A 24,351-nucleotide genomic window follows, 5' to 3' on the forward strand; every position below is an offset into this window, starting at 1 on the left:
ATGACCAGCTCCGCACCCACCCTGTCAGCCGCTCTGGCGTCCTTGCTGGAGGTGGCCTTGGCGGCTGGTGTGCCGGAGCCCGATGCCCGCGGCGAGGCCGAGGCCCTGGCGGCAACCGTGGCCGAGGCGGCAACCGGGGCGTGGGTCGACTGGGTCGCCCAGACCGGCGGGGACCGGTCGGCAGAGGACTTCATGGCGGCTGCGTCCCGGGGTCGCCGGTGGCGCTCGACACCCACCCCGACCCTCGCCCGACTGGCCGCCGAACGCTCACCCGAGGCACCGGCATACGCGAAGGCTTTGGCCCTGGTCTGCACCGCCGGTGCCGGTCTGGGGACCCCGACGACCCAGACCATCGGGAACGCCTCGCAGGCCGCCGCCGCCCAGCTCGGCGCCTTCCAGCCCACTCCGACCCCGCCGCCGGCGGCCGCATCAGACCCAGTGGTTCCCGTCGCCACCTCGCCCGGTCCGACCGACGAGTTCACCCGCGGGGTCCGCAGCCTGTGGGGCGACGTCATGGGTCAGCTCGACACCCTGCGCACCCGCACCGAGGAGGTCCGCCGCGGTCCGGCACTTGGCGGCGACCGCGCGGGCTCGCCGTTCGACCTCGACCCCCGGGCCGACCCATGGGGCCCGGGTGCCTTCCCCGACCTGGGCAGTCCCCGTCCGAGCCAGCCGAGCCAACCGAGCGACGACGCCGGCCCCAATGACACCGCGACGGCAGGTGAGGCGCCGGAGCAGCCCGCCCCCGAGCCGGCCAAACCGGAGGAACCGCAGAAGTCGGTCGAGGAGCTGCTCGCCGAGCTCGACGCCCTCACCGGGTTGGCCGGCGTCAAGGGAGAGATCCACCGCCAGGTCGCGGTCCTGCGGATCGAGGCCAAGCGCGCTGCCGCCGGCCTGAAGACCCCCGACCTCACTCGGCACCTCGTCTTCACCGGCAACCCCGGCACCGGCAAGACGACGGTGGCCCGACTCGTCTCCGGCATCTACCGGGCCCTCGGCCTGCTCTCCAAGGGCCAGCTCATCGAGGTCGACCGCTCCGAGCTGGTCGCCGGCTACCTCGGGCAGACCGCGATGAAGACCCAGGAGGTCGTGAAGTCCGCGGTGGGCGGGGTCCTGTTCATCGACGAGGCGTACTCCCTCGCCGGCGACCAGTACGGCACCGAGGCCGTCGACACCCTCGTCAAGGAGATGGAGGACCAGCGCGACGACCTCGTCATCATCGTCGCTGGCTATCCCGTGCCGATGCAGTTCTTCATCGCCCAGAACCCCGGTCTGGCCAGTCGGTTCCGCACGACGATCGACTTCGTGGACTACACCGACGAGGAGCTCGTCGCGATCTTCCGTGGCATCGCGACCAAGGCCGACTATGACGTGACCGACGCCGTCGAGGCACGGTTCCGCGAGCAGCTCGCCCGGCAGCCCCGGGACGCGTCGTTCGGCAACGGCCGTTATGCGCGCAACGCCTTCGAGGGCGCCGTCGGCCACCAGGCGTGGCGGTTGCGCGAGATCGATGAGCCCACCGTCGAGCAGCTGCGCTCGCTGGAGCCGGAGGACCTCGGCGCCTACGAAGAGCCGACGCCCGAGCTCGCGGTTGCTGACCTGCCTGACGTGGGGGACGACTTGTTGCAGACTGGGCCGAAGCCCACGGGGGAGGAGGCGTCATGAGTCAGGCCGCAGGAGTCGCGCAGGCGACATCGACGACGGCGTATGCCGGTTCGCCGGCTCCCGCCGCAACGACACCTTCCGCTTCGGACGCCGTCGCCGGCCGGCCGGCCGGCACAACCACGACAACCACCAAGACACCCCGCTGGCTGGCCCAGTGGCGACGAATCATCGCCTCCGTCTGCATCATCGCCTCCGCCCTCACGGCGCTCATGCTGTTCAACACGTGGCAGGAGACCCGAGCCGCCTCCGCCGACACGGCCCAGCTCGTCCGGGTCCAGACCATCAAGGTCAACCTGCTGCGAGCCGACGCGCTCGCCACGAACGCCTTCCTCGTCGGCGGGCTCGAGCCGGCGCAGCAGCGCGCGGCCTACGACACCGCCCTGGCCGAGGTCGAGCGCACGCTGACCGATGCGGCGCAGGCGCAGCCGGCCGACCGGGCCGCGCTCGCCGCCCTCAACGAGGCCGTCCTCACCTACACCTCGGCAATGGAGCTGGCGCGGGCCAACAACCGACAGGGGTTCCCGGTCGGCGCCGCCTATCTCAACCAGGCAAGCACAGGCCTGCGCAGCACCGCCCTGCCGCTCGTCGACAACCTCGTGACGGCCAACCAGCAGCGCTCCCGGGACGCGATGTCGCCACTGCCCTGGACCCTCGTCGTCATCCCCGGGCTCTTCGCCCTCGTCGCGCTCGGCTACCTCAACCAGCAGCTGGCGCGTCGGTTCAGGCGTCGGTTCAACGTGGGCATCGTTGCGGCCGGAGCCGCCACCCTGGTCATGGTCGGTCTCGCCGGTCTCGCCGCCGGCAACCAGGGCTCGGAGGACAGCAGGCTGCTCCAGGGCTCGTATGCGACGGTCGTCGACGGAGCCATCGCCCGCAGTGCCGCCAACGACGCGAAGGCCAACGAGTCGTTGCGCCTCATCTCCCGGGGCAGCGGGGCGACCTACGAGAAGAAGTGGTCGACGGCCGCGGCGACGGTCGTCGACAAGACCTCCGGTGACACCCTCGGGCCGGCCGAGGGCCAGTGGCGCACCTATGCCGAGGAGCACGCCAAGATCGTTGCGCTCGACACCGCCGGCAACTGGGACCAGGCGGTGGCCGCGGCAACCAGCTCGGCCGGCGGCAGCTCGACTGCGGACTTCAACGCCCTCGATGCCTCCCTGCGCGAGGTCGTCGACACCGCCGGTAGCGCCACCACGGCCGATCTGGACAGCGGTCGGTTCCTGTTCCTCGGCGTCCTCGTCCTCGCTCTCGCGGCCGGCCTGGCCGGAGCTGCTTCCGCCTGGCGCGGGGTCACCACCCGGATCGAGGAGTACGCATGAGGCTGGTCCGAGTCGCCGCACCCCTCGCCGTCGCCGCAGCCATGGCCGTCGGGGTCGGAGCATGCTCGACTGTGGCCCCCACGCCATTGCCCAAGGCGACGCCGTCCCCGACGGTCAGCGCAGGCAAGGCCCCTGCCGCGCAGTCCTGCGCGAACGCGGTCCGGTCCTACGCCCCCGACGGCGCCCTGCCCGCTCCGAGCGCCATCGCCGCCGCGTCGACGATGGGCAAGATCAGGGCCCGTGGGCGGCTCATCGCTGGCGTCTCGGCCGACACCCGGCTGCTCGGCTCCCGCAACCCGCTCCTTGGCAGGATCGAGGGCTTCGACATCGACCTGATCCAGCAGATCGCGGATGCCATCCTCGGCCCCGGCGCCAAGGTCGAGCTGCGGGTCATCACCGCCGCCGACCGGCTTCCCGTCCTGGAGAAGAAAGAGGTCGACGTCGTCGTCCGCAACATGACGATCACCTGCGACCGGTGGAAGACGATCGCGTTCTCCGCCGAGTACTACCGCGCGGGCCAGAAGATCCTCATCCGCAAGGGCTCGACGATCACCGGCCTGGCCTCGCTCGCCGGCAAGCAGGTCTGCGCGCCGACCGGCACCTCGAGCCTGGACAACCTCGTCCGACTCGCGCCGAAGGCGATCCCCGTTCCCGCGACCACCCACACCGAGTGCCTCGTCAACCTCCAGCAGGGCAAGGTCGAGGCCATCACCGGTGATGACACGGTCCTCGCCGGGCTCGCCTCCCAGGATCCGTATGCCGTGGTGCTGAGCGAGAAGGCGATCACCGCCGAGCCCTACGGCGTCGGCATCCCGGCCGAGCAGGTCGACATGGTCAAGTTCGTCAACGCGGTCCTCGAGAACGGCCGCACGTCGGGTGAGTGGACCAAGTCCTACAACACCTGGCTCGCACCCGAACTCGGCAAGGGCACCGGGCAGCCTGCACCTTCCTACGGCCGGCCGACACCGTGAGCGACGTCCTCGCCCCCGCCGCTCCGGGCGGACTGGGCCAACGACCCTCTCCCGCAGCGGTTCTGGCCTATCTTGGCGACCTCGACGCCTGGGTTGCCGGGCGTCGGACCGAGCTCGACGACATCGACGGGGCCGCGCTCACGTCTCCGCGGCGCGACGAGGTCTCCGGCGATGTGGTCCTCTCGATGGCCCTGTGGAAGTCGGTGGCCGACCGCCGGGACCAGATCGAGACAGCGTTCGCCGGCGGTCGCGTCGACGCCAGCGACCTGGACCGGATCGCCGTGCTCATCTGGGGCCGGCTCGATAGCGCGGCGGCCACCGCCGCCGGCGCCTCGGTCTCGGTGCCAGAGGCGTGTCGACTCTCCGACGCCCTCGCCGGCGCGCTGCGGGCCCGGCTCGGTCTGGCCCCAGCGGTCGAGGAGAGCGCCCGGCGGCTTCGCTCGTTACGCGCCCAGCTCGACCGGCTGCACGACCAGGTCGCCCTCGAACCCACCGTCAAGCGGCCCACCGCCCAGCGCCAGCTCGATGCCCTGGCCGCGCGCGTCGCTGACCTCGGGATCCGGCTCGAGCGCGGTGGCGACATCGGCGGACTGCTCGGTCCGCTCGAGAACGACGCCTCCCGCACCGAGCGCGACCTCATCGTCGGTGGGGTGCAACGCCGCGAGGCTCGTGACCAGTTCGCTGCGCTCGAGCGGGTCCGCGCCGACCTCACGACCCGAGAGGCGCACGTCACCGCGTTGGCCGACGAAGCAGTCGCGACCGTTCTCCCGGCCCCGCGCAACGCCGTCCCCGACGTCTCCCTCCTCGGAGCTGCACCGACAGACCCGGGTGCGCTCGCGGCATACGGAGAACGCCTTGCCCGTGTCGGTCAGGCGATGGACATCGCCGAGGAGCGGTATGCCGCGGCGCTGGCCGCCCGGGCGTCCCTGGTCGACCGGCTCGCGGCCGCTCAGGTCAAGGCCGACGCGACCGGCGTGAGCGCCCAGCCCGACGTCGTGGCTGCCGCTGCGCTGGCGCAAGACCTGCTCGACCGGCGACCCACCCCGGTCGCCGTGGCCGAGCACCTCGTGGGTGCCTATCTCGCGTGGATCGATCTCGCCGGGCAGTCCGCACCGGCGACGCGTGCTGGGAGGACCGCCTCGTGAAGTGTGAGCAGCCCGGATGTTCGGGCACCGTCACCGACGGCTACTGCGACGTCTGCGGGATGCCACCGTCCGAGCTGGCCGCGGCCGCCACTGCCACCGGCACTGCGGCGCCCCAGGCGCCCAATGCTGTCGACGGCACCCGGTGCGGTCAGCCCGGCTGCTCGGGCACCGTTGTCGACGGCTACTGCGACGTCTGCGGCACGCCGGGCGGAACTCCCTCCAGCGAGGCGGGATCCGCACCCGCGGGCGTCGCCGGCACAGCCTCGACGGCCTCCACCTCGCACCGGATCCAGTCGGCCGCGATCGGCTCCCGCCGCGCCGGCTCCGGCTCGACGGCGACCCGACGGGTCGGGTCGTCACGGACCCGCGCCGCTCGCCTTGGTGCGGGCATCACGACGGTCCCACCGGCGGCCGCCGTCGACGCAGCCAAGGCCGTGCAGACCAACCCTTCGGTGCCCGAGGACAAACGCAGCTGCAGCAATTGCGGTGCGCCAGTGGGCCGTTCGATCGACGGCCAGCCCGGGAGGCCGGAGGGGTTCTGCCCCAAGTGCGGCACGGCATACAGCTTCACGCCCAAGCTCACACAGGGCGTCCTCGTCGCCGGGCAGTACCTCGTCGCGGGCGCGCTCGCCCACGGCGGGCTCGGCTGGATCTACCTCGCGCGCGACCGCAACGTCTCTGACCGCTGGGTCGTCCTCAAAGGCCTGCTCAACTCCGGCGACAAGGACGCGCTGGCCGCGGCGATCGCGGAGCAGCGGTTCCTGGCCCAGGTCGAGCACCCGAGCATCGTCGAGATCTACAACTTCGTCACCCACGACGAGGCCGGCTACATCGTCATGGAGTACGTCGGCGGCGAGTCGCTCAAGGGGCTGCTCAAGGAGCGGATGCGCGCCAAGGGCGCCTACGACCCGTTCCCCGTCGACCAGGCCCTCGCCTACATCGTCGAGATGCTGCCGGCCTTCCAATACCTGCACGACCTCGGGCTCGTCTATTGCGACTTCAAGCCGGACAACCTCATCCAGGTCGGGGACGCCGCCAAGCTGATCGACCTCGGCGGTGTGCGCCGGATCGATGACGACGAGTCGGCGATCTATGGGACGGTCGGCTACCAGGCCCCCGAGGTCGCCGAGTCCGGGGCCTCGATCGCCTCGGACATCTACACGATCGGCCGCACGCTCGTCGTCCTCACGATGGAGTTCCGCGGCTATCAGTCGACCTACCTGACGAAGCTGCCCGACCCGGCGACCACCCCGGTGTTCCGCGACCACGACTCGTTCTATTGGCTCGTCGCCAAGTGCTGCGCTCCTGATCCGGCCGACCGGTTCGCCTCCGCTGACGAGCTGCGAGCCCAAGTCCTTGGGGTGCTCCGTGAGGTCGTCGCCGCCCGCACCCAGGGCACGAGCACCACCTCCGCCGCCTCGGTGAGCTTCACGACCCCGGCGGTCTCCACGGCCCGCATCGACTGGAACCAGCTGCCGTCGCTGCGCCCCGACACGACCGACTCCCAGTACGCCTGGCTGGTCAGCCTGGCCCCCGGTGAGCCCACGGAGCGGCTCGCCGACCTCGCCAAGGCCCCCGAGGCGACGGCCGAGGTCCACCTTGCCCGCGGCGCCGAACACCTCCTCAGCGGCAACGGGGCGGCGACCAAGGAGGAGGCGCGGCAGCTGCTCGCCCTCGACCCGTGGGACTGGCGAGCGCTGTGGCTCCAGGGCCTGGCGTCGCTGCAGTCCTCCGACTTTGCGGATGCACAGGCCTCGTTCAGCGCCGTCTATCAACAGGCTCCTGGCGAGCTGGCACCCAAGCTGGCGCTCGCCGTCGCCTGTGAAGCGGGAGGTCAGGGTGACGTCGCCGAAGGCCTCTACCGCACGTGTGCCCAGACCGATGCGGCATACGTCGCCCCCGCCGCGTTCGGGATCGCCCGGCTCCGCGCGGCGGCCGGCGACACCGAGGGCGCGGTCCGCGCCCTTGACCTTGTGCCGTCGACGAGCCGCGGCTACAGCGAAGCCCGCCGACTGCGCGCCGACGTGCTCCTTGCCGGCTCCGGCAAGGACCTCGGCCGGCTGGGCGAGGCACTGACCAGCGTCGATGGGATCCGGCTGGACACCGTCGAGCGTGAGGGCCTCACCGCCCGGATCCTGGAGAAGGCGATCGCCATCGTCGGTGAGACCGGGCCACAACCGGTGGCGATCGGGCCGCATGCTGCACACGACGCGACTCTGCGCACCGCGCTCGAGGTCAGCTATCGGGCCCTGGCCCGTGAGGCCCGCACCCGCGAGGAGCGGATCGCCCTCGTCGACCGGGCCAACGCGGTGCGCCCCTGGACGAGCACATGAGCCAGGTGCCGGCGCCCGACGAGGCGACTCCGCACGACCCTGCGCACGAGCCTGCCCACGACCCTGCGCAGGCGACCCGGTCGGCCTGCCCGTCGTGCGGTGCAACGTTGGCGGCGGGTGCCAAGTTCTGCGAGGCGTGCGGCGCCAGCGTCGCTGACGTCTCGGCTGCGGCCGAGGCCGGGCCCGAGTCGCCCATCGACGATCTCAGCCCGATCAGCACGCCGACGTTCCGCAACACGAGCGCCTCTGCGTCGCCCACGGTCGCCGGCCCGCGTGCCTGCGCCAGCTGCGGCTCGCCGGTCGGCGACGACGGATATTGCACGGTCTGCGGCTCCAAGGCTGCGTCGGAGCGCGACCACTTCGAGGAGACACCGGCGCCATGGGTTGCCGGGGTGTGCGACCGCGGCATCAAGCATCACCGCAACGAGGACGCGATGGCGCTGTATGCCGAGGCGGCTCAGGGCGGGCGTGCCGTCCTCGTCGTGTGCGACGGGGTCTCCAACTCCGACGACTCCGACGTTGCATCGCTGGCGGCCGCGCGGGCCGCCCTCGAGGTGCTTCGACCGCCATTGCCCAAGGGCATCGGTGGTGCGGCCAGCGCTGATGCTGCGGCCACCCGGGTGTTCACGTCGGCGGCCGCCGCCGCTCAAACCGCGGTCATCGCCCACACCGAGCCGTCCTCGCCGAGACCCGCGTCGTGCACCTTCGTCGTCGGCCTGCTCGATGGGCCGACGCTGCGGTGCGCCGTCATCGGCGACTCCCGTGCCTACCTGCTCCCCGATGAGGGCGGCGGGACCCAGCTCCTGACTGATGACTCGATGGCCCAGATGCTCATCGACGCCGGGCACCCGCGCGCTGAGGCCGAGGCCTCCCCGCAGGCCCACGCGATCACCAAGTGGCTCGGCTCCGACAGCCCTGACTTCGTGCCTCGGGTGGTCACCGTGACGGTCGACGAACCGGGCTGGCTGCTCGTCTGCTCGGACGGCCTGTGGAACTACGCCTCGGAGCCAGCGGCGCTGCGCGCTCAGATCGACGCCGCAGGCACGACGGAGCCGCTCGCTCTCGCCTCGGCCCTGGTGGCCTTTGCCAATGCGCAAGGCGGTCAAGACAACATCACCGTCACGCTGGCCCGGGTCGGCCCGGTGCCGGTGGTGGAGAATGTCCCGAACGACGAAAGGCAGATCCATGGCTGAGTTCACCGCGGCGGTCTTCCAGAACGAGTTCCTGCCCGACGGAGGCACCGACGTCAACGCGATCGTCGAGATCACGTGCTCGGGAGCCGGCATGGCCGGTCAGGGTGGCTCGGCAGCGGCAGGGGAGATCATCATCATCGACACGTCGGGGTCGATGGGCGTTCAGGCGATGGAGGCCGCCAAACAGGCGGCGACGGCCGCGCTGGCCGAGATCGTCGACGGCACCTACTTCTCCGTGGTCTCTGGCAACGGCGCCGCCTTCCTCGTCTATCCGAACGTGTCGAGCGGGCCCGGGATGGTCCGGATGACGGCGAGCTCGCGTGCCCAGGCGTCCGCGGCGGTGGCGCAGCTGCAAGCTGGCGGCGGGACCGTGATCAGCACCTGGCTCGACCTCGCCGGGATCCTCTTTGCGTCGGTGCCCGAAGTGCAGCAACGCCACGCGATCCTGCTCACCGATGGTGAGAACAACGAGCAGCCCGGGGTGCTCCAGCAGGCCATCGACCGGGCCACCGGCCACTACCAGTGCGACTGCCGGGGCATCGGTGTCGACTGGAGGGTGGCCGACATCAGGCCGATCGCCAAGGCACTGCTCGGCACCATCGACATCATCCCGGCGCCCGACCAGCTGCGGGCCGAGTTCCAGGCGATCATGCGCACGTCGATGTCGCGTGGTGTCGCCGACGCAGAGCTGCGGGTCTGGGCTCCGCAGGGCTCACAGGTCGTCTTCGTCAAGCAGGTCTCGCCCACCGTTGACGACCTCACCAGTCGCCGCACGGTCGTCAACGACCTGACCGGTGGCTACCCGACCGGTGCGTGGTCGGACGAGTCGCGTGACTACCACGTCGCAATCCGGTTGGCAGCCAAGGCGATCGGCCAGGAGCAGCTGGCCGCGCGGGTCCAGGTCTTCGCGGGTGGCGAGGTCAAGGCGCAGGGGCTGGTCAAGGCCAAGTGGTCCGACGACTCCGCGCTGACCACCCGGATCGACCAGCAGGTCGCCCACTTCACGGGCCAGACCGAGCTCGCCCAGGTGATTCAGGAGGGCCTGGCCGCCAAGGCGGTCGGCGACGAGGAGACCGCGACGACCAAGCTCGGTCGCGCTGTGCAGCTGGCCGCCGAGACCGGCAACGACGAGGCGACCGCCAAGCTGCGCAAGGTCGTCGACATCGAGGACGCCGACGCCGGCACGGTCCAGCTCAAGAAGGCCGTCGAGAAGGCCGACGAGATGGCCTTGGACACCGCGTCGACGAAGACCACGCGGGTCCGCAAGTCATGACCACCTGCCCCAACGGCCACGACTCCACGGCCGCCGACTACTGCGACACCTGCGGAGCGGCCATGGATGCCGGCGCCACCCCGGCCGGCGCTCCCGCCCCACCTGCGGATGGTGCGGGCAGTGGGGCTGGTTCGGCTGCTGACTCCTCCGCCTCTTCGGGCACCCCGGTCGGCGCACCGGAACCGGAGTCAGCGACGCGTCCGTGCCCCAACTGCGGAGGACCCAACTCTCCCGACGCCTTGTTCTGTGAGGTCTGCGGCTACGACCACACGACCGGGACTCTCCCGCGCGGCGCGGACAAGGGCGCCGCGGCTGATCCTCCGGTTGAGGCACCGGCCAACATCTCCAAGGACCTTCCCACGCCGTGGGTGGCTGAGCTCTGGATCGACCCCGCTTGGTATGCCGCTCAGGGAAGCTCGGACCCGCTGCCAAGCCAAGGTCCGCCGGCGGTCTTTGCGCTGCGCAACACCTCGCTTCTCATTGGCCGCACGTCGAACAGCCGCGGCATCCACCCCGATATCGAGTGCGGTGTCGACAACGGCGTCAGCCGGCGTCACGCCCAGCTGACGACCGACGGCACCCGCTGGTGGGTCGAGGACCTCGCCTCGTCCAACGGGACCTACATCGGCGACTCGATCGGTGACCTCCCCACGACGTCGATTCCGACCGGCCAGAAGCGCGAGGTCGACGCAGACGACCGGATCTACGTGGGCTCGTGGACCCGGATCGTGCTCCGCCCGTCGAGCGACGACGAGGTCTCCACCCTCGCCGGACTGTGAGGATGGCGCTCGCAGCTTGTTGCTGATCGGCTGATCCCGACCACGAACAAACCGTGAGTATGCCGGCCGCTCGAGCGGGCGGCATACGCGCTGTATTTTCGGGTCAGCTAGGGGCCGACGGGGGCTGGCCACCCGAGGGCGGCTGCCCACCGGACGGAGGCTGCCCGCCCTCGGGTGACTGACCGCCCTCAGATCTCCTTGGGAGCAGGACACACCGCAAGGATCAGACCCCGCCCTCCACCAATTGAGCGGCTAGCTCATCAATGCCTGCGAGCAGCTCACGCCGTGGTTGAGACAGATTGAGCGCGTGCTGGTGAACCGTCACGTCGACCCCTCTGATCTTGTGCATGCCGGAAGTTTCTGAGCCCTTCGCGTAGATCAGATGTCCAGACGATAAACCAAGCACTGTGCAATAGGCCAGAAGTTGATACAGGTCGGCTTGGGGAAAGCCTGCGTATTTCTCCGCTTTATACTTGGCATCGACGACAACACGGGGCGCTCCACCACTCGACCAAACGAAATCTGGCTTCATCCCGACGGCAAGTGCCTTATCCAAGTGCGTCCTGTACTGGAGCGATGAGGCACCGCCAAACGGCGCCAGTGCCTCTCTGAGTGCGACACAGACGAAGTCCTCGAATATGCGCCACATGTCAAACATGAACCCGGACACTTGCACTTCGCCAAAGCGGTGCTCGAAGGAGTTCCCAGCGAGAACAACCTCGGCCAGTTGTAACGCCGGCTGAAGCCGTCGATTGAGCCGCGTGGGCTGCCATGGGGGAAGCGCTTGGCCTTGCCACGGTGGAGTGACGTCGGACAGCAGGAGCCGGAGGCGTTGCAGTGCGCGTCGGGGCTCTGCGGCGATAGGCAGCTGTAGAAGGCGCAGCGTCGTGGCCAGGAGCAGTTGATTCTCAGCGATGTCGACAGTGAACTCATCGAAACGGACCTCGAGTGGTATGAGCCGACCGTGATGCCGGGCTATCTGGTCGCCCACCCGGAAGCGTCCGCGCAGAACGGAGAGCGAGTCCTCGGTTTCGACATAGCCGTGCAGCAGCCCCTGCTCCAGAGCCCATGTCGCCTGCCGCGCGAAAGCGTCCGCCAGCGCCTCAGGCAACTCCGCCTCAATGTCGACCCTTACGTCGTGGTCACGCCAGAAGTCTGGATTGCGGGAGTAGCCCAAAAGAAAGATAAGCCGGTCGATTCGCATCTTGGGGGCGACAAGGACCTGCAAGTTGCCCACCGTGACCGAACCCACCTTGCGGGCGGCCGCGACCTGCCAGATGCCTGGTTCTAGCGTGGGCTGCACTAGGGCGACTTCAGACTCCGCCATTGCCTGGGCAACGGAGAGCGGCAACGCGACTTTACGGGGGGGCGCACCTTCAACCAGCGTCAAATGCTCCATTGGAGCCCCCGCCCTCCGCATCGTCATCGACTACGGAAGCCGGGATTACGCTCTTCTTGAGAGCCTCTAGGCCGTAGGCCTTACGGACATCGATACCTTCGCCGTAATGAAACTCCTCCATTAGCGGAAGAATGGACGTCTGCCAGATCCGAATGAGACCGCCGTCAGTAGCCGCTGCTGGACGCATGAAGTAGGACGGCCCGACCTTGAAGTCATCGTCCGGAATGCGAGAATTGAGCTCGTCCATCAAGTCAGCCATGTCAGTTGGCCTGCCCTCGTCCTGCAACCATCGCCGCAGCAGACCGCGGATGGGTTCCGCCGAAGGATGCAGTGACTCGAACGCGAAGCGACGTCGCATCGCAGTGTCCACAAGCGCAATGGAGCGGTCGGCGGTGTTCATAGTGCCGATAATGAAGACGTTCTTAGGTAGCCTGAACCCTCGGTCCTCCTCGTCGGCGTACATCAGGTCGACTGTCTGGTCGCGGTATTCAAGGAGGAAGTAGAGTTCCCCGAACACCTTGGCAAGATTGCCTCGATTTATCTCGTCAATAATCAGAACGTACGGCGTGTTGGGGTGGTCGAGGGCCTGATCGACGATGCGCCGCATCGGGCCGGCCGTCAACTTGAAGCCACCTTGAGGTGTGGGGCGGTACCCCTCAAAGAAGTCTTCGTAGGAGTACGAAGGGTGGAACTGGACAAGTTTCGCGTTGACCCCGGCGATGTGCCGCGCCAAGGCCTGCGCCAGGTAGGTTTTGCCAGTTCCCGGAGGCCCGTAAAAGACTAATTGAGGCCGATCTCGCAACAACTCGATGCAGTTATCGAGCCAACCGATGTCTATGTGCAGCTGTGAGGCCAATTCCTCACTCGCCGGAGGCAAGACCGGTTCGCGAGCTTTTACGGCCCCGAGAGTGCCATCCAGCAGGGAAACCAGCACGGGCAGCTCTTGTGTGAGGTCGTGTACGTCGTACTGAACGTTAAGGACGCTAGCGAGTGCACTCGGCAAGGCACCGACCTCGAAACCATCCTTGGGCTCAAGCCAAGTGACGCCCCGCTGCAACGCAGCGCCGTCACGCGGGCTATCGATATACATTGCCGGTCCGGCGATCTCGCCGAGGTAGAGCCGGTCCCCTGTAGTCGAGGCGATGAAGTCGCCCTGCTGCATCCGGCTAAGAAAGTCGTGTACTTGGTCCAGCTTCTCATTGCGTGCACTGTAGGACGTATGGCCGAAGTCCTCGTCGATTACCGGTCGAAGTTCGTCGCGCGTCATTCCGTCACTGACTTCTCGCAGACGCGAAACCCCCAGCGAGACGAACCCGTGTTGAAGCCACAGTAATGAACGCTCGTTCCGCCCTGCGCCCGGACGCACCATCCAAGCGCGCCGCTTCACTGCTTCCTCTTCCGGCACGCGATCGCCGCGCCAAGTAGCGAAGGCCGCTCGATCCGACCGGGACCACTCGGTACCTGGTTCGTAGGCTACAACAGCCCACAACAGGCCTTGAGCGTCCAAGAGGTCAGTTAGTTCGATTTCATGGTCAGGCGCCCGCTCCAACACCTCCGCGCACAGGGTCAGCAGGTCGTCATACCGAGCTGACGCGGAAGTGCCCTCGCTGGCCTGGCCTGTAAGTTGCAAAGCCTTCTGCACCGGTGTTGGACGGTACGGCGGAAAACGTGCGAGGTCGCGCCCCATGAGGAGGACAGAACCGACCGCCGTCGCTTCCCCAGGCGAGAACTTGCCACTCGCCTGAGCCTTCAACGACTCGTAAAAGGCAGTCAGCAGGGAGGGGTCCGGCTCGCCATCCCACAACAGGTGAATGGACTGGAGGAACTGCTGCGGGTCGGCATCCAGTTGGTTAAAGACCGCGATTTTGGTGAAGTGGCTCAAGAGATTGCTGTAGTTGAGCGCTTGACGAAGCCTCACCGGCCAACTTGGGTCGTCGGCGAGCAGCAGCTCGCGTGCCACGCTCAATCTCTCGGCCATCTCGATTTTGTACTGGCGTTCTCGAGACTCGAGGTCGAACGACGTGGCAATCTTCGCCCCCCACGACATGAAGGTCTGCCATGCGTCCGGCTTGTAAGTGGTGGACGACAGGGCTTTGGGGTCCCATTTCTCGCGGTAGGGCGCTTGGTAAAGGTCCACCGGCTTGCCTGCCTCAGCAGAAAGCGCGTCGTAGATCGTCCGAAGGTCTTCGTCGATGTCGCCGAGTCCTGACAGCCGGTCCGCAAATGCCTTGCGTATCTGGGTGCGGTGGTCACTATTCGCGATCGGCAGGTAGAACTCCGGGAACAGAAGGTAGAGCAGGGTGTGTCGTTGCGAGGGCGCGTTGACGGTCTTGAACCCGTCCAGTTTGTCGCGGAACGCCTGCGGATTCTCCAGCAGGGCGGCACGCTCGGCACTCCCCAGGGCCAGGAGTCCGGCGGTCACCTGGACGAGGTAGCTGAGCTGCCAGTAGCGGCGGGTCTTGAACGCGACACCACCGTTGAGCACGCCTAGATCAAGGGCTTGGTCGAGAACGGCGGGGAAGTCACCGCTGAAGCCTCCCAACGTGAGTGGCACCCGAATGCACGAGCGCTTCTTAGCGCTGGTGTAGTCACTCAACGGGAGGAGGTCCAGCGCGTAGAGCTCGGCGAACAACTGGATCGCACCCGGCGAACACGGAGACATCTGCTTGACGAGCTTGTCATCGAAGGAGGCGCCCGTGATGTCGGGCTGGCCCACGAAGTGCTGTACGAGCTCCTCCGCGTTCTCTACGGTCCAGATCCGCTCGCCGGGCGTCAGGACCGAGTCGTTGTGGGCGAGCGCCCGCTTGAACTCAGCACCCGCTAGCTCAACGGCCGGCGCCCCGGGGCGTGGACTCCTGTAACCAGTCTCAGTCATGGCCACACTCTCTCAGCGACGACGCTAGCGCGTGTAGTAGTCGACGCGACCCCGTGCGTGGTCGACCAGGTTCGAACGAAAGGGGAGGTCTGCCGCCCAACCGACGAGCTTCGCCTCGAGAGTCAAGTCAAGTCGTCCAATCGCAGCAAGCGCATCGAAAGTGCGACCTCGAGGTTCCTTAAGGACCAGCTCGTCAAGGCGATCGAGAGGATGACCGCTGGTCGCGATCGTCCAGTACTCGTCTGCATCAACCCCCAACTTGCGGAGTTCGATCGTCATTGCACGGATCCGCCCCACTAACTCGTTCGTTACTGCGACTCGTAGCGAGCCGACAGCCGCTATCTGCAGGGAGGACGCCTCGCGTTCATTTTTGCGAATTCCCGCTTTACCCGTGCCTTCCGGCAACTGCGTCAACACCGATTCCAAATGATGTGTGGTTGCCTCGCTCAGGTCGGGGCGGTGCAGCATGGATCGGATCGCGCCTCGCGTCTGGCCAGCATATGGGCCAGCACGGTCAACATCCCCCTCAACGATAGCTGCGAGAACTGCGCGATAGTTTGCAACAAACCCAGACGAATTCTTTCCTAGTTCTTCCATGATCTGCCGCCCACCGAGATTCGGACGTCGAAACACTTCGCCTAGCAGGCTCGCGTCGTCGCGTAAGATAGCCTCGAGTTCTTCACGGACTGCGCGACTCGGAGAATTCATTGTGACGCCCCTCGGCATGGGTCCCGTACCTATCGCCCAAGAGTAGGGCGTGACCCCAGCCCAAACGATCGGAACGGCGCCGAAACTCGGAATGGCCTCGTTGCGTAGTGACGCGCACGACCTTGAACTGCAGCAAGGCGCCGTCGACAAGCAGTCGGGCACCAACGGACGCAGGTCGTAGGACACCAGCGTCGATCCCGAGGCGAGGCCGCCCAGCCCCAGATCCTCACGTCGATGACATCGGTGTCGCAGGGGGTCACGGCCCTGTGGTCTGCTGTGTTGCTCTTCTACCGTGCGTTGCCGGCCCCAGCAACCGGACAATCCGACTGGGCAGCCGTTGTGGCAGCCCGGGAGGATTGGGCTGACCCAGATTCCCAAGATCGGTTGAGGGTCGTGACGGACAACTAGGCGAGGTCCCCACCACAGGGCGCGCGTTTGCTGAATTGACCTCTATGAGATCAAGAGCGCGGCTTCGCCGCGCCGACTGCGGGCGGTGCCGTTCTCGCCGTCCTCGTCGACCGCGTGGAGCGCGACCTAGCGGCCACGCTCGACTAGCCTCTGGGCCTTGGAATCGTAGACGTAGCGGACGATGTCCCCAGAGATGATCAGGTCGATCGCCTGGTCGATCACGCCCCTCGGGACGATAAACCATTCGGACGGGTCGTAGTTGCGACCTTTGCGGTCGACTTGGGTCAGATCTAGCCGGACCTCCGCGAACACGCGGTGAAGGAGGTTCTCCAGAGCTGACGCCTTGAGGTTGTACGTGCGGTATGTGGCGACCACCTCGACGGGAGCCATCAGGTACGTCGGCGATTTCACGGCGTTCTTGATCCGTCTTTCAACCGAGTCGCGCGAGAAGCCGATCTTGTGCAGGTCCTTCAGGGCGGCGATCTGGGGGTCATCGCTGAGAGATTCCAGGACATAGATGTAGCCGCTGACCTCGTCGTCGGTGAGGATCTCGGGAACGTCGGTCTGGACGATGATGTGTCCGTCCTCGTCGCTCAGCCTGATTCCAAGGGACTGGCGGTACATCGAGGACTCGGTGCCGTTCTCGAAAACGCACCGGAGCCGTTCACGCTTGTTTTCGCGCACGGTGGTCTTCTTGTACTCGGTTTCTCCGACCTCAGCGATGAACAGCATGACGCCGTTGAGCACGAAAAATGCCCCGGGCACAATGTGGGTCATGCCTGAATATGGCAGCAGCTTGCTTGTGCCCTCCTGCAGCTCGACATGCTTCTGCTTGAACAGCGGCTCGTACTGCTCGAAGTCCTGCGCCTTGGTGCGTCGGGCAACCTCACCGCTGTCATGGACTTGGCGGCGTACCGGCAGGTCTGAAACGTCCAGCAGGCCCGACTCATCCCCGAGCAGGTCGATGTCGTCGCTTCCGAGCAGGTCGTCGATCGACGCCGGCCCCTCGGGCTTATCCAGTAGGCCGAACTCGTCGAGCTCCATCAGAGCCGCAATCTTGTCGTCGCTTGCGAGGATACCGTCCAGTCGCGCGCCGAGCTTGCGCTCGGCGATCTCCAGCGTCGTTGAGCTCGGGACCCGGCCGTGAGCACGCCGGAACTCCACGACCTCCAGGAAAGCCCGCTCGAGCCGGTCACTGGCGGTAACCTTGGCCGCCTTTTCCTTGGTGTCGAGCAGACCGTCGATGTCGGAGTCGAGGATGGCGTCGATGCTGGTCGGGAAGACCACTTCGACCGGTCCAGTGCCCTCACTCTCACTCACGACTCGTCAGCCATCTGCGTCGCTCGCGCCGCAGCGTCGCGTTCCTGCTTCTTTCGCTGCAGGAACAGCAGCACCTCGGCGTATCGCTTCTCGGTCGGTTCATCCGATCGCACGTTCGGCTTGCGGCCGTTCACCTTGGCCCACTGTTGGATCTTGGGCCATGCCGCGAGGGCCTCCTCCTCCGTGATCTCCACTCGGGTCGCGGTGATGGCGTCGGAGATGATCCGAAGCACTGACGGCGTGACGGACTTGGAGATGACCTCGAAGGCCCGTTGGAACGGGTTGACCGAGTCGATGAGGTTGATGTTGATGTCGTCGATGTTCACGAACTTCTCGGACATTTTGATGAACCGCTTGTCGCCGACCTCGCGTACCTCGCCGTTCTTGATGACCGAATCCACCACGACCTGCTGGCGAAGCTCCTCGACCTGCGACTCGTCCAGGTCGGGGTAGCGCTCCCGGATGATCTTCGGAATTAGCACCTTATTCGTCGTCTCCGGGTCTGCGGAGCCGATAGCTGCCTTTGCGAACGTGTCGTCCTGCAGGATGGTGGCCTTAAGGTCGTTGAGATCGGTCTCGACGATCTGCTTCACACGCTCCGTCGATGGCTCCTTGAACCCCTTGATCCTGATGACGCCCGGCGGGGTCGGCTCGTCGTCGCCGAGGCGCTTGGTCTTGAACTCGAAGTTCTGCGCCAGTACCTGCTCCATCAGGAGCGATGCGGTGATTGCCTTGAGCATGTTGTTCACCGACACCTTCACCTCGGTCTGCGAGGCGTCGGGTTCGGCGATCAGGTTCGTGAACTGGGCATGCTCCTTGTGCGGGGAGTCACGGGTAACGCGGCCGATGATCTGGATCACTTCGGTCAGCGAGGCCCTGTAGCCGACGGTGAGGGCGTGCTCGGCGAAGGGCCAGTCGAAGCCTTCCTTGGCCATCCCGAGTGCGAGGATCACGTCCGCGGCGTCCCGGTCTTTCGAGGCGACCGTGGAGAGATAGTGCAGGGTGTCGGCGCGCTTCTTCTGGTCGGTGTCGTCCACCAAGTCAGCCAGGCGCAGGATCACTCCAGTATCGGACCGGCGGATGCTAATGATCCCAGTATCAGGGTCGGTCGACTCTACGTGGCCGATCGCGTCGATGATGAACCCGACCTCCTCGATCTTGTCCTTGGTGGACTCGCCCGAGTTCACGTTCGGGATGTGGATGATCGTCTTCTTGTCGAGATCGAAGACCTCGCCGATCGCGTCGGTGTAGCGGCCCTGGTAGAAGTGGTGGCCGATGCCGAGCGAGTGCAGGTGCTCGTACCCGTTGAGCTGGTCGTAGTAGTTGAACGTGACAGGCGTGAACCGGGCCTCGTCCTCCGCCGACAGCACCGGGACCGAGTCGCCGCGGAAGTACGAGCCGGTCATCGCGACGATGTGCACATCCGAGCCTTTCATGACTTCGCGCAGCAACGCACCGAGGCGACTGGACTCGACGTCCGCGGAGACGTGGTGGAACTCGTCGATCGCTAGCACGGTGCCGTTGAACGCTTCGGGGGCGACCTTCTCGAAGGCGAACCGCAGCGTCGCGTGCGTACACACCAACACGGCGTCCGGGCCGTTGAGGAAGTCGATGAACGCGCCGACCTTGCCCTGCGAGGAGCCGGGGTCGCAGAGGTTGTGCTCCGACTTGACCTCCCAGTCGGCGAAGAACCCGAACTTGGTGAGCTCGGTCGAGGCGAACGACGCGCCGATCGACCGCTCGGGCACCGCGACGATGACCTTGCTCCGACCCTGGTTGTAAAGCTTGTCGAGGCCGACGAACATCAGCGCACGCGACTTGCCCGAGGCTGGCGGAGCCTTGACCAGCAGATGCTGGGCGTCGCGCACGGCGAAGACGCGCTGCTGCATCTCTCGCATGCCCATCGCGTCGGTGTTCACCGACCCGCCCGTGCGGGCGTAGGTCACATCGACGACGTTGATCGGCCTCTTGGTCGCGTTCACTGGCGTGCGCCCCTTGTCTTTTTCGCCGGGGCCCTCGTGGCCTCAGCGGCAGTCATCGCCTCATACATATCGAACAGGTCCGACAGTCGCTGCTCGTCGGTCTCGTACCCATGCTTGGAGTAGATCGAGTCGACGAGTGCATCGACCTCGGCGTGGGCCGTTCGCAGGTCATCCGGCATCAGATCAGGGTCATAAAGCTCTGCGAGGGTCTTCTCGCAGTGGTACTCACGCACGTCAAGCACCCGCAGCGCCGCGACGGTGAGATGCTCCTTCACCTCATCGGTGAGCGGCGGGACGGGGAAGCTGTTGTAGACGATCGTGTTCGAGTAACGGAAGTCCGTCTTCATCTGGCCGCCCACGGCTCCCAGCCAAGCCATGTGCATGCGCGAGGACAGAAGCGTGAAGAGCCAGGGCTCAGCTTCGTACACAGCGAAAGCCAGGTCCGAGATCACGGTCTCCGGCCCCAGATAGCCGAGCGGCATGTACTCTCGCCGAGCCGACGACACCTTCGGAACCAGAACGTAAGGCACGAACTGATGGCTGCGATACCCGAATCGCCACGGGACCGTGGCGAGGTCAGCCGTAGCAGCCCTCTTGCTACGTGCTCGGAAGTCTGCGACGCGATCTGCGCGCGCGGCGATTTCCGGATTTGCGAACGCGGCCTCCTTGTCGCGATCAGGGATCCAAAGCGCGTAGCGGTCGCGGCCACTAATGAACTCATCGGAGCCGAGGAACTCCTTGACGAAAGGCGCGGCGGCCGGCTGACTCCTAAGTCGGTGCGCTTCTTCGGAACTCAGGATCAGATGGCCGCCGTCCAGTGGCATGCTGCCGGAGGCCATCGCAGGGAGCCCGTTTCTCGGCTTGGTCGACTTCGCGATGTAAACCGACGACGACGCCTCAGCCAGGTACCCGTTGATGTTCTTGGCCTCGATCTGCAGTCCGTCGGTGTAGATGTACTTTGCCCCCGGCCGTTCCACGCGGAGGTTGATGACAGCGACTGTCACACCTGCGTTGCGCTTGGCATTGTTCTCCCACTTGAAGGACGTGTAGGCGTAGCCGATCTCGATGCCCTTGGCGAAGATCATCGGGAACATCAGTCCGACGTGCTCGCCCTGGGAGACAGAGTTCGTCGTGACGAACGCGAGCTCAGCGCGGGTATTATTGATGTAGTCGGCACCCTTCACGAACCACATCGCGATGTAGTCGAGGTTCTTGCCGAAGGGACGGTTGCCGAAGACGAACGGGAAGTCGGCCTTCATCTCCGGCGTCTGTGCCTTCGCGCCCTTGTACGGAGGGTTCCCGATCAGGTAGATCTCGCCTCCGTCGTTCCGGCAGACCGTGTTCCAGTCCACGCGGGTCGCGTTCCCCTGCTGGATCTGGCCGGTCTCCTTGAGCGGGATCAGTGGGATGGAGACGCCGAACTTCTCCTTGAACTCGGTGTTCATCTGGTGCTTGGCGATCCAGAGCGACAGGATCGCGATCTCAGTGGCGAAGTCAGCAATCTCGATGCCGTAGAAGTTCTCGATGCTAATCCTCGACTCGGCGAACAGCACCTGGTGCTTCGGGTCGAGCTCGGCGAGGCGCTCCAGGATTGCGTGCTCGAGCTTGCGCAGCTCCTTGTAGGCGATGACGAGGAAGTTGCCGGACCCGCAGGCAGGGTCGAACACCTTGATCGCGCTGATCCGATCGAGCAGCGCTTCGAGCTTGCGGACGGAGTCGAAGCCGACGTCTAAATGCTCACGGAGGCCGTCCAGGAAGAGCGGCTCGATCGTCTTGAGGATGTTCGGAACCGAGGTGTAATGCTGCCCGAGGTCGCTGCGCTCGTCGGGGTTGACGACCGCCTGGAACATCGACCCGAAGATGTCGGGGTTGATCTCGCTCCAGTTCAGCGTCCCCAGCGAGATCAGCAGGTCGCGTGCGGCTTTGGTGAACGCCGGCACCGTTTGCCCAGACTCCATGGCGAAGAGCCGGCCGTTGACGTAAGGGAACGAGGCCAGATGGGTCGGCTTGTCGGCCGGGTCCTCGGTGTCCAGCGCTATAAACAGCGCCGCCAAGAAGTCGTCCACGTCCGACCCATCGGCCTGGGTGTGGGAGCCAACGGCGTTGGTGAACTGCCCTTCGGTGAAGATGCCAGTGTCCTCGGCGAAGAAGCAGAACAGCAGCCGGGTGAAGAAGATGTTGAGGGTGTGGCGGCCGTTTGAAAGCTCCAGGAGGCCAGGGTTGGCGGCCAGCAGCTCATCGAATAGCTTGCCCATCCGCTCGGCGGCCTTGACGTCCGCGTGGGCCTCGGAGACGTACTGGGCCTTCTCCATGCCCGCCCAAGGCAGGAAAAACGTGAAGTATTGGTCGATGTCCCGGATCGGGATCATCAGGTTCTCGCCGGTCTTCGTGTCGACGGCGAGCAGCTCGTCGTAGTCAGTGACGATCACGAAGCGGGTGCGATACCGGACAACCGTCGGCGAGGTCTTCAGCTCGTCGATCACCGCGAGCGGGTCGCCCGTGGTCTCCTTGAAGTAGACGACGTTCTTCTGCGCGACTTCGGTCGCCTTGTCACCCGCGACGCTGAGCGAGCCGTTGCGCAGTCGCGTGACATTGCCCTGAGGCTTTCCATACGCGAGTAGCAGGTCGAAGATGAACTCGCAGTCGTACGACTCGCGCCCTCCGAGAGGAGCGACTCGCTCCTCGACGGCCCTCAGGTTGAGCCTCACCACTGCAGCACCACGTTCACGAACATGATTCCATCATGGGCCACGTCGCCTCTGTGTCATTGACAGCTCGCGGTCATGCCGCCCTGCTGGCATCGCGATCCAGCTAACGGGCAAGTTCCCACCCGCAGGCAGGTCGCGCTCAGGTGGCCGTCGCGTGCTGCAACGAAGTACTGCAACGGTTTGCGCAACGGGCGCTGTCAGGGGACGTTCGACCCGGTGCCGCACTCACGGACAATGCTTGGCGACGAAATCGGGCTGAGTTTGCAAGCAGAGGGTGCGCCGACGCTCGCGGGCCATAAGTGGCGGTACGTAGGGGTCTGCAAGGGGCAGTAGGGGCAGCCAATTGAGCGTGAGGAGCGTCCTCGTGTGGGGGCTCGATGGATTCCCAAGCTGGACACAGTCGTTACTGACCAGCACCTGGGCTTCAGGGCGGAATGGACCGCGACGGCCACGGCTCGCCGGGGACCACACCACGTATCTGGACGGCATACCGGCTCCTCCTTCCCTGTAGCCACCGACTCCCGGTGGCCCACAGCGAAAGCAAAGGGGCGCAACATGGCCAAGTACGTGGGGTCGTGGTGGATCAAGGACGGCATCGACGGCCGTCGACTCGAGGCTGAAGGCTTCGCGTCGACGCTCGGCGGGCTGTCCGAGTTCGACTGGACCCAGAACCATGGTGAGAGCGACGTGAAGGAGTCCGACTTCGTCACGACGGCCGGCACCACCCAACGCAGCGACCAGATCGACGCGATGCAGATGAGCTCGCACGGCTGGCAGGACGGCTTCCTCGTCTGGGGCGGGGACGTCACGACGAGTGAGGCCGTCGACTTCGGCAAGAACGACCTCGAGATCTTCGCGACGCACGCCTGCGACCTGCTGCACCACGGGTCGGACAACAGTGTCGGGCGCTGGATCCCGGCGTTCCAGCGGCTCCACTACATGCTGGGCTTCCATAACAGCAGCTACTCCGGTGGCGGGCAGAACTCCCGCGGCACGTGGTTCGCCATGTATGCCGCGTGGCTCTACTACTGGTCTGGCAGCTGGCTCTTCCGCGTCGACATCCCCGTGCGCGAAGCCTGGGCCGAGGCCAACGAGATCGTCGAGGGCAGCAACGTCCAATGGGCCTACCTGCGGGCCGAGGCCCCGGGCGTCCCCACCTACAACGAGCGGCTGCGCGCCGCCGAGACCACCGACCCTGTCAGCAACCGGTCCTTCTGGACCGCGCGCGGCACCTGCTGAGCGAGGAGCCAGTCATGCCACTGCAATTCACCGACATCGACTTCAAGGTCGACCTGCCCGACATCCCCAAAACCACCCCGGTCGTCACCCACGCTCCGCCCTGCCTTCGCGACAGCGCCGAGACCACGCGCGCCATCGCCGAGGTCCTCGACATCGACGTCAAGGGCACCGCCCAGGTCCCCCACGGCTATGCCATTGGTAGCGACCGCGGCCAGGTCGAGGTCTTCTCGGCGAGCGGCGCGGTCCGAGCGCGCAACGTCGAGCGACTCACGGCATACGCCGATGAAAGCCGGAAGTGGAGCGATGTCGAACGCGACCGCGACGGCACCTACCGTCTCGGCGACTCGGCGGCCAAGGAGCTCAGCCACCACGGCCTCGAGCTCGTCCACCGCATCGGCATCCGCGCCGAGCACGCCGGCATCGACGTCAGCCTTGGCCAATGGGCGCAGCTCAATGAGGACGGCAAGGAGGTGGACTCCGGACCCGGGCGTGCCACAGTGCGATTCGCGTATGCCGTCCACGGCCTTCCGCTCATCGGTCCCGGTGCGAAGACGAATCTTCACTTCGACCCCCAGGACGACGGGCGGGGCTTCGCGTTGGCCCGGCTGTTCCACGTCAACCGCGGCATCGAGACGACCGGTGAGGTGGCAACCCAGTCACTCGACGAGGCGTTCTCTGGGCTGCTCGCGCAGAGCTGGTCAGGGGTGGGCGTTCGTGAGGGCGAAGGCCACATCACCATCACCGCAGCGACTTTCGGGTTGCTCGCGCTGCCGGCCGATGTCGTGCAGACGTTCGCGGCTCCGGCCCTCATGGTCGAGGGCGAGATCTCCGGAGTGGAGGTCGGGAAGGACGAGACGGCGAGCGTCCGCTTCGGCCAGTACCTCCCGCTCGCCCACCCCAAGGCACTCGCCGAGGCGGGGTACGGCGGCGGCCAGCTCGAGCCGGGTGTCGTCGTGAGAGGTCGCACCAAGGGCCAGTAGCCGCCGGGTCGCTCCGCTGCGGAGGCGCAGGGCGGACAGGGCTAGCGTGGGCGG

The 24,351-nt window shown here is 66.4% G+C and carries 16 protein-coding genes; 10 read left to right on the plus strand and 6 right to left on the minus strand.

Annotation, left to right across the window (positions count from 1 at the left end):
• Genes V6K52_RS00410 through V6K52_RS00445 form a run of 8 tightly spaced genes read left to right on the plus strand, consistent with a single transcriptional unit; the run spans window position 1 to window position 10,678 of the window.
• The gene (locus V6K52_RS00410) at window positions 1-1,665 is read left to right on the plus strand and encodes an AAA family ATPase (RefSeq protein ID WP_353951934.1); all 1,665 of its coding nucleotides are present in this window, start codon (window positions 1-3) and stop codon (window positions 1,663-1,665) included.
• Window positions 1,662-2,984 carry a hypothetical protein gene (locus tag V6K52_RS00415; protein ID WP_353951935.1) on the plus strand — a complete coding sequence of 441 codons (1,323 nt, stop codon included), beginning with the start codon at window positions 1,662-1,664 and terminating at the stop codon, window positions 2,982-2,984. Before V6K52_RS00410 ends, V6K52_RS00415 begins: the two co-directional genes overlap by 4 nt.
• Entirely contained in the window at window positions 2,981-3,955 is a 975-nt protein-coding gene (locus tag V6K52_RS00420; protein ID WP_353951936.1) for a glutamate ABC transporter substrate-binding protein, read from the plus strand. The genes V6K52_RS00415 and V6K52_RS00420 overlap by 4 nt, the downstream gene beginning before the upstream one ends.
• Complete coding sequence (locus V6K52_RS00425; RefSeq protein WP_353951937.1) at window positions 3,952-5,100, plus strand: hypothetical protein; 1,149 nt, start codon at window positions 3,952-3,954, stop codon at window positions 5,098-5,100. Before V6K52_RS00420 ends, V6K52_RS00425 begins: the two co-directional genes overlap by 4 nt.
• Window positions 5,097-7,433 (plus strand): tetratricopeptide repeat protein, encoded by a 2,337-nt coding sequence (locus tag V6K52_RS00430; RefSeq protein ID WP_353951938.1) that lies wholly within the window; start codon window positions 5,097-5,099, stop codon window positions 7,431-7,433. Before V6K52_RS00425 ends, V6K52_RS00430 begins: the two co-directional genes overlap by 4 nt.
• A complete protein-coding gene (locus V6K52_RS00435) occupies window positions 7,430-8,626 on the plus strand; it encodes a protein phosphatase 2C domain-containing protein (RefSeq protein WP_353951939.1) in 1,197 nt (398 codons plus the stop codon). Before V6K52_RS00430 ends, V6K52_RS00435 begins: the two co-directional genes overlap by 4 nt.
• On the plus strand, window positions 8,619-9,899 hold the full coding sequence (locus V6K52_RS00440) for a VWA domain-containing protein (RefSeq protein WP_353951940.1): 1,281 nt from the start codon (window positions 8,619-8,621) through the stop codon (window positions 9,897-9,899). Before V6K52_RS00435 ends, V6K52_RS00440 begins: the two co-directional genes overlap by 8 nt.
• Window positions 9,896-10,678 (plus strand): FHA domain-containing protein, encoded by a 783-nt coding sequence (locus V6K52_RS00445; protein ID WP_353951941.1) that lies wholly within the window; start codon window positions 9,896-9,898, stop codon window positions 10,676-10,678. Before V6K52_RS00440 ends, V6K52_RS00445 begins: the two co-directional genes overlap by 4 nt.
• A gap of 223 nt (window positions 10,679-10,901) precedes the next feature.
• Here the strand turns inward: V6K52_RS00445 and V6K52_RS00450 are convergent, their stop codons facing one another.
• The 6 genes from V6K52_RS00450 to V6K52_RS00475 form a co-directional block, all read right to left on the minus strand.
• Window positions 10,902-12,068 carry a restriction endonuclease gene (locus V6K52_RS00450; protein WP_353951942.1) on the minus strand — a complete coding sequence of 389 codons (1,167 nt, stop codon included), beginning with the start codon at window positions 12,066-12,068 and terminating at the stop codon, window positions 10,902-10,904.
• Window positions 12,055-14,952, minus strand: coding sequence for an AAA family ATPase (locus tag V6K52_RS00455; protein ID WP_353951943.1), 2,898 nt, complete (start codon window positions 14,950-14,952; stop codon window positions 12,055-12,057). The genes V6K52_RS00450 and V6K52_RS00455 overlap by 14 nt, the downstream gene beginning before the upstream one ends.
• A 24-nt stretch (window positions 14,953-14,976) precedes the next feature.
• A complete protein-coding gene (locus V6K52_RS00460; protein ID WP_353951944.1) occupies window positions 14,977-15,660 on the minus strand; it encodes a hypothetical protein in 684 nt (227 codons plus the stop codon).
• Between the two features lie 534 nt (window positions 15,661-16,194).
• Window positions 16,195-17,388: a GIY-YIG nuclease family protein gene (locus V6K52_RS00465; protein WP_353951945.1), complete on the minus strand. Its 1,194-nt coding sequence runs from the start codon at window positions 17,386-17,388 to the stop codon at window positions 16,195-16,197.
• Entirely contained in the window at window positions 17,385-19,370 is a 1,986-nt protein-coding gene (locus tag V6K52_RS00470; RefSeq protein WP_353951946.1) for a DEAD/DEAH box helicase family protein, read from the minus strand. The genes V6K52_RS00465 and V6K52_RS00470 overlap by 4 nt, the downstream gene beginning before the upstream one ends.
• Window positions 19,367-22,081: a DNA methyltransferase gene (locus V6K52_RS00475; protein ID WP_353951947.1), complete on the minus strand. Its 2,715-nt coding sequence runs from the start codon at window positions 22,079-22,081 to the stop codon at window positions 19,367-19,369. Before V6K52_RS00475 ends, V6K52_RS00470 begins: the two co-directional genes overlap by 4 nt.
• 552 nt (window positions 22,082-22,633) lie before the next feature.
• Here V6K52_RS00475 and V6K52_RS00480 point away from each other — a divergent pair.
• On the plus strand, window positions 22,634-23,317 hold the full coding sequence (locus V6K52_RS00480) for a DUF6345 domain-containing protein (protein WP_353951949.1): 684 nt from the start codon (window positions 22,634-22,636) through the stop codon (window positions 23,315-23,317).
• 14 nt (window positions 23,318-23,331) lie between these two features.
• The gene (locus V6K52_RS00485; RefSeq protein ID WP_353951950.1) at window positions 23,332-24,297 is read left to right on the plus strand and encodes a hypothetical protein; all 966 of its coding nucleotides are present in this window, start codon (window positions 23,332-23,334) and stop codon (window positions 24,295-24,297) included.
• Window positions 24,298-24,351: the final 54 nt, after the last annotated feature.

Origin of the sequence: Knoellia sp. S7-12 (genome assembly GCF_040518285.1) — a bacterium.
Lineage (GTDB): Bacteria > Actinomycetota > Actinomycetes > Actinomycetales > Dermatophilaceae > Knoellia.